The 6,304-nt window shown below is 69.3% G+C and carries 4 protein-coding genes and 1 rRNA gene; 2 read left to right on the top strand and 3 right to left on the bottom strand.

The window, feature by feature from the left end; all coding sequences use genetic code 11:
* A 16S ribosomal RNA gene (locus tag ABT367_RS40145) occupies positions 1–75 on the bottom strand; the annotation flags it as partial.
* 578 nt (positions 76–653) lie between these two features.
* On the opposite strand from ABT367_RS40145, the gene ABT367_RS40140 reads away from it, so the two are divergent.
* Positions 654–1,103, top strand: coding sequence for a PTS sugar transporter subunit IIA (locus ABT367_RS40140; protein ID WP_199553224.1), 450 nt, complete (start codon positions 654–656; stop codon positions 1,101–1,103).
* Positions 1,104–1,180: 77 nt separating this feature from the next.
* On the top strand, positions 1,181–2,851 hold the full coding sequence (ptsP, locus tag ABT367_RS40135; protein ID WP_352258767.1) for a phosphoenolpyruvate--protein phosphotransferase: 1,671 nt from the start codon (positions 1,181–1,183) through the stop codon (positions 2,849–2,851).
* Between the two features lie 65 nt (positions 2,852–2,916).
* On the opposite strand, the gene ABT367_RS40130 is transcribed toward ptsP, so the two are convergent.
* Together ABT367_RS40130 and ABT367_RS40125 are read right to left on the bottom strand one after the other, a co-directional pair.
* Positions 2,917–3,801 carry a hypothetical protein gene (locus ABT367_RS40130; RefSeq protein ID WP_352258766.1) on the bottom strand — a complete coding sequence of 295 codons (885 nt, stop codon included), beginning with the start codon at positions 3,799–3,801 and terminating at the stop codon, positions 2,917–2,919.
* Positions 3,802–3,886: 85 nt separating this feature from the next.
* Positions 3,887–5,854 (bottom strand): acetoacetate--CoA ligase, encoded by a 1,968-nt coding sequence (locus ABT367_RS40125; RefSeq protein WP_352258764.1) that lies wholly within the window; start codon positions 5,852–5,854, stop codon positions 3,887–3,889.
* Between the last annotated feature and the right edge of the window lie 450 nt (positions 5,855–6,304).

Genomic DNA, 6,304 nt, shown 5'->3' with positions numbered 1-6,304 from the left:
GGTTCATCGTTCGACTTGCATGTGTTAAGCACGCCGCCAGCGTTCGTCCTGAGCCAGGATCAAACTCTCCGTGAATGTTTACCCGTAATCGGGTGTCCATCCGCGTTGAGCGGAACCGGAAGCGGAATAAGCTTCCAGTTCTCAGCGTCCTCGCTGATGTGCCTTCCGTAGAAGGACTTTTCAAAGGAACCGCGTCCGACCAAGAATGATCGAGACGGGGTTGTCAATCTGGCGTTGACTTTTGGCACGCTGTTGAGTTCTCAAGGAACGGACGCTTCCTTTGTACTCACCCGCAGAGACATTCTCTGGGGCTTTCCTCCGGGCTTCCCTTCGGTGTTTCAAACTCTATCAGGCATTTTCCGTCTCTCTCACCACCCTCCTGCGAGCACGCAGGAGCGGATCCAGAGTTAGGATCTAGCTTGATTGAGGTTGCCTGGGTCGGGCGCTAGTAGCGCTCCGTCGTCCCGGGCAGGAGTACGACAGTACATCTCGCTTCGGGCGGACGCAAATCGGCGCTGGAAGGTCCTAGGTCCTTTGAACCGGGACGAGTTGTGCGGAAGCGTGACTTCTTATGACTTACGCTTCTGAACAGTGCGCCGTCCAGGACAGGTAGTGACGGCGTGTACAGACTCTCCACCCCTGGGAGGCTCCTCATGACGTCTGTGACGTCCCCCCTCGCCGGCCGGGCCATCGGGCTCGCGGCCGTGCCCGACCCGGTCTTCTCCGGCGCGATGGTCGGCCCCGGTACCGCTATCGACCCCGTGCGCGAGGCCGGCGACGCCGTCTCGCCCGTCGATGGCGTTGTCGTCTCGCTTCACCCCCACGCTTTCGTCGTCGTCGACAGTGAGGGCCATGGCGTGCTGACGCACCTGGGCATCGACACTGTTCAGCTCAACGGCGAAGGCTTCGAACTTCTCGTCAACAAGGGCGACACCGTGCAGCGCGGCCAGGCCGTCGTGCGCTGGGACCCCGCGGCCGTCGAGGCTGCCGGCAAGTCGCCGGTCTGCCCGATCGTGGCGCTCGAGGCCACGGCCGAGTCCCTGGCGGACGTCATCGAGGACGGCGACGTCAAGTCCGGCGACGCTCTCTTCAGCTGGAAGTGACGTCATCGCCGCCCAGGGCGGCAGGTACGACATCCACCGCGGCGGCTCGGACCGTCGCAACTATCGGAGACGGTGAAATGGAGACAACGCTGCGAGGCGTCGGCGTGAGCCACGGTGTGGCGATCGGCGAGGTTCGGCACATGGGCACGGCGGTACTCGAGCCGCCGGCCAAGCAGATTCCCGCGGAAGAGGCGGAGCGCGAACAGGGGCGCGCCCGGCAGGCGGTCGAGGCTGTCGCCGCCGATCTCAACGCGCGGGGCAATCTGGCCGGCGGCGAGGCGCAGGCGGTGCTCGAGGCGCAGGCCATGATCGCTCAGGACCCTGAGCTGATGGCCGACGTGGACCGTCGTATTGCCGTCGGTTCCACCGCTGAGCGCGGTATCTACGACGCGTTCTCGCACTACCGCGAGCTGCTCGCGGGTGCGGGTGAGTACATGGCCGGCCGTGTGGCCGACCTGGACGACGTGCGGAACCGCATCGTGGCGCGACTGCTCGGTGTGCCGATGCCGGGCGTTCCGGACAGCGACAAGCCGTATGTGCTGATCGCCCGTGACCTGGCGCCTGCGGACACCGCGCTGCTCGACCCGGCGCTCGTGCTCGGCTTCGTGACCGAGGAGGGTGGGCCGACCAGCCACAGCGCGATTCTCGCTCGTGCGCTCGGTGTTCCCGCCGTGGTGGCGCTTCCGGGCGCCGGTGAGCTGCCCGAGGGCACCGTCGTCGCGGTGGACGGCAGCACCGGTGAGATCTTCGTCGACCCGACGGCCGAGAAGCGTGCGGAGCTGGAGGCGGCGGCCGAGGAGCGCAAGGCCGCGCTTGCCGCTTCGTCGGGTCCGGGTGCCACGTCCGATGGGCACAAGGTGCCGCTGCTCGCCAACATCGGCGGTCCGGCCGATGTGCCGGCCGCGGTCGAGGCAGGCGCGGAGGGTGTGGGTCTGTTCCGCACCGAGTTCCTCTTCCTGGACGACAGCAAGAAGGCGCCTTCCGAGGAGAAGCAGGTCGAGGCGTACCGCACGGTACTCGAGGCATTCCCCGAGGGCCGTGTCGTGGTGCGTGCGCTGGACGCCGGCGCCGACAAGCCGCTGGACTTCCTGACGCCGGCCGACGAGCCCAACCCGGCGCTCGGTGTCCGCGGCCTGCGTTCTCTGCTCGAGCACCCCGAGGTCATGCAGACGCAGCTGACGGCTCTGGCCAAGGCTGCCGAGGGTCTGCCGGTGTACCTCGAGGTCATGGCGCCGATGGTGGCGGACCGTGCGGACGCCAAGGCGTTCGCCGATGCCTGCCGTGCGGCTGGGCTTCAGGCGAAGTTCGGCGCGATGGTGGAGATTCCGTCCGCCGCGCTGCGTGCGCGGTCGGTGCTGCAGGAGGTCGAGTTCCTCTCGATCGGTACCAATGACCTCGCGCAGTACACGTTCGCCGCCGACCGTCAGGTCGGCGCGGTGTCGCGCCTTCAGGACCCGTGGCAGCCTGCGCTGCTCGACCTGGTGGCGATGTCGGCCGAGGCCGCCAAGGCCGAGGGCAAGAGCTGTGGCGTATGTGGTGAGGCGGCTTCCGACCCGCTGCTCGCCTGTGTGCTCACCGGTCTCGGTGTGACCTCCCTGTCCATGGGTGCCGCGTCGATCGCCTATGTGCGTGCGACGCTCGCCAAGTACACGCTCGCCCAGTGCGAGCGTGCCGCTGCCGCCGCGCGTGCCGCGGAGTCGGCGGAGGAGGCCCGCGCCGCCGCGCAGGCCGTGCTGTCCGGCGAGTGAGCATCGCCTGAGCGTTGTCCCGATGGGGCGTCCCACCGTGCGGTGGGACGCCCCATCGGCGTTTCTCAGTGCGGGTGCCCCTCGAATGGCCCCAGGTCCGGTGCCGCGCAGTAGTCGACGCCCGATTCCGGGGGCAGGGGGTCTCCCGAGTGGATGTCGGTGCAGTACGCGTCGAACACCTCGGCCGCGGTGAGCGGAACGAGCAACTCTCCCTGCAAGCGCCAGCCTTGGACCCGGTCGCGGGCGCCGGGGGTGCTGGAGCGCGCGACCAGGCCGCCCGCGCTCCGGGTCGCCAGGGCGACGGCCAGGACCGAGGCGAACTCCGTGGCCTCCTGCTCGTCGAGATCGATACGTCCGTCCGGGTTCGCGGCGGTGTGCAGGGCCGCGGTCAGGTCGTGCGTGGGCAGGGAGGCGCTGCACACCAAGTGGTGGGCCCCGTGGCCGACGCTGTCGAGGACGCGGGTCAGCAGGCGGGCGGCCAGTGCGAAGGCGGCGCGGCCGATGTCCTCGCCGCACCCGGCGCACTCCCCGATGCCCGCAAGGACGGAGCCGGCGTACTCCCAGGTGGACCGGCGCACCGCCTCTTCGATCAGCGCGGGTACGAGGGTGTCGAGGGGGCTGCCGTCATAGGGGACCGTGGCGCCGGCGGCCGCGAGGTCCGCCGTGAAGCAGGTTCGGTTTGCCGGGCGGTCGGGGTCGAGGTCCGATGCGGCGCAGAACTCCTCGTACTCCTCCGGGTCGAAGAGGGCCAGGGTGGTGTGTCCGCCTTGGGCGTCGCGTGCCTTCAGCAGGGCTTCGACCTGCTGGAGATACTCGCCGTGGTCGTCGAAGACGAAGCTGCGGTACTGCCGCATCGCTTCGAAGTCCACGTCGTCGGCGAGGACGCCGATCGTGCCGGCCACCTCGCGGCGCAGTGCGCGCCGCATCGTGTCCTGCTTGGTGTGCGCCATGCTTCCCCCTGAACACAGTCAGTCAATGCCCACTCACCGTAAGTGGTGGCACTGACAACGGTGATCGAGGGGGAAGCGGTGCAGGTCAGCGGCGTTCGCGGGCCAAGTCGGCGTAGAACTGGAGCAGTTCCAGGCTGTCCACCGAGCCCGGATTGACCGCCTTGTCCAGGGGCGTGCCCTGAAGGAGTCGTTTGACGGGGACCTCGATGCGCTTGCCCGTGAGGGTGTGCGGGACGCCTGGCGCCTCGATGATCTCGTCGGGGACGTGGCGCGGGGAGAGCTGTTCGCGGATGGTCTGCTTGATCCGCGTACGGAGGTCGTCGTCCAGGACCGCGCCGGGCGCGAGGTGGACAAAGAGGGGCATCCAGTAGCCGCCGTCGGGCTGTTCGATGCCGATGACGAGGGATTCGCGGATCTCCGGGAGGCGTTCGACGGCCTCGTAGATGTCGGCGGAGCCCATACGGACGCCCTGGCGGTTGAGGGTCGAGTCGGAGCGGCCGTGGATGACGACCGAACCGCGGTCGGTGAGCGTGATCCAGTCGCCGTGGCGCCAGACGCCGGGGTACGTGTCGAAGTAGCTGTCGTGGTAGCGGGTTCCGTCGGGGTCGTTCCAGAAGCGGATCGGCATGGACGGCATGGGGTTGGTGACGACGAGTTCGCCGACCTCGCCGATGTGGGGCTTGCCCTGGGGGTCCCAAGACTGCAGATCCGTGCCCAGGCAGGGGGCCTGGAGCTCCCCGATGTGCACCGGGAGGGTGGGCACGGCGCCGGCGAAGCAGGAGCAGACGTCGGTGCCGCCGCTGACCGAGGCGATCCACAGGTCCTCGCGCACCTCGTCGTGCAGCCACCTGAAGCCGTCGGGCGGGAGCGGGGAGCCGGTGGTGGCGACGCACTGGATACGCGAGAGGTCGTGGTCGCGGCCGGGGTGGACGCCGGCCTTGCGGCAGGCCATGACGTACGCGGCGGAGGTGCCGAAGAGGGTCGCGCCGGTCTGTTCGGCGATGGCCCACTGGGCGCCCGTCTCGGGATAGCCGGGGCTGCCGTCGTACAGGATCACGGTGGTGCCGGTGAGGAGGCCGGAGACGAGGAAGTTCCACATCATCCAGCCGGTGGAGGTGTACCAGAAGAAGCGGTCCTCGGGGCCGAGGTCGCAGTGCAGGCCGAGCTGCTTGAAGTGCTCGACGAGGATGCCGCCCTGGGACTGGACGATCGCCTTCGGCAGACCGGTGGTGCCGGAGGAGTAGAGGACCCACAGGGGGTGGTCGAAGGGGACCTGCTCGAAGACCGGCTCGGTGTCGGAGGAGGTCAAGGCGGACCATTCGAGGGCGCCTTCGGGGGCCTCGGTGCCCAGGAGCGGGATGTGGACCACCGCGCGCAGGGAGGGCAGTTCGCCGCGGAGTTCGGCGACCGTGTCGCGGCGGTCGTGTTCCTTTCCTCCGTAGCGGTAGCCGTCCACCGTGAACAGGACGACGGGCTCGACCTGTTGGAAGCGGTCGAGGACGCTGCGGGCGCCGAAGTCGGGTGCGCAGGAGGTCCACACCGCGCCGACGGCGGCGCTGGCGAGGAGGGCGACGACTGCCTGCGGGATGTTCGGCAGATAGCCGCTGACACGGTCGCCCGGTTGTACACCGAGGGCGCGGAGTTCCGCGGCGAGGGAGCCGACCTGGCGGCGGAGCGCGGACCAGGACACGGGGGTCTGCTCATGTGTCTCGTCCACATACAGCAGCGCGGAATCGTCGGGCCGGTCCGCGGCCGCGCGCAGCGCGTGCTCCGCATAGTTGAGGGTGGCGCCCGGGAACCACTCGGCGCCGGGCATCGAACGGTCGCCGAGGACGCGCTCGTACGGCGTGGAGAAGCGGATGTCGAACCACTCGACGACTGCCTGCCAGAACGACTCGAGGTCCGTGACCGACCACCGGTGCAGGGCCTCGTATCCGCCCTCCGCGGGTGCGCCGTGGTGTGCGGCGGCCCAGTTCTGGAAGCGGGTGATCCGGGCGGCGGCGATCCGGGCCTCGTCGGGCTGCCACAGAGGGGTCGGTGCGGCGGTGGACATCGTGCGGCTCCCAAGCGGTACGCGGTGTGGACGCGGTGGGCGTGGACCGCACCCGTACCGGGTCGGGCGGAACGATGTGCGGCTGACAGGGACGATGCCACGTGATCGACTTCCGCACCATAGTGGTCTCCCACACGTCCGCGGATTCAGGGGCGCGAGGGGATGGTGATGCGCCACAGCATCGCCACCGGCGGCGGATGCGTGAAGATGTGCTCCCACCCCGGGTGAACGGCAGTTGAACGCCCCCTGTGCGCGGTCGCGGCGGTGGCAGGGTGAGCCGCATGAACGGTCACGATCTGGTGCGATCCGTACGAGCGGTCGGCATGGTGGGCGCGGCGCAGAGCCTGCGGACGGTGCGCGCGGCCTGGCGCAGGCAGCGGGCCGACTCGGCCGGGCTGCCGCGGCGCGGGACGGAGAGGGCACGGGTGCCGGGGCCGGTGACCGGGGTGG

The sequence above is a fragment of the Streptomyces mesophilus genome (genome assembly GCF_040300965.1).
Taxonomy (GTDB): domain Bacteria; phylum Actinomycetota; class Actinomycetes; order Streptomycetales; family Streptomycetaceae; genus Streptomyces; species Streptomyces mesophilus_A.
This window is presented reverse-complemented; position numbering and strand designations above follow the sequence as displayed.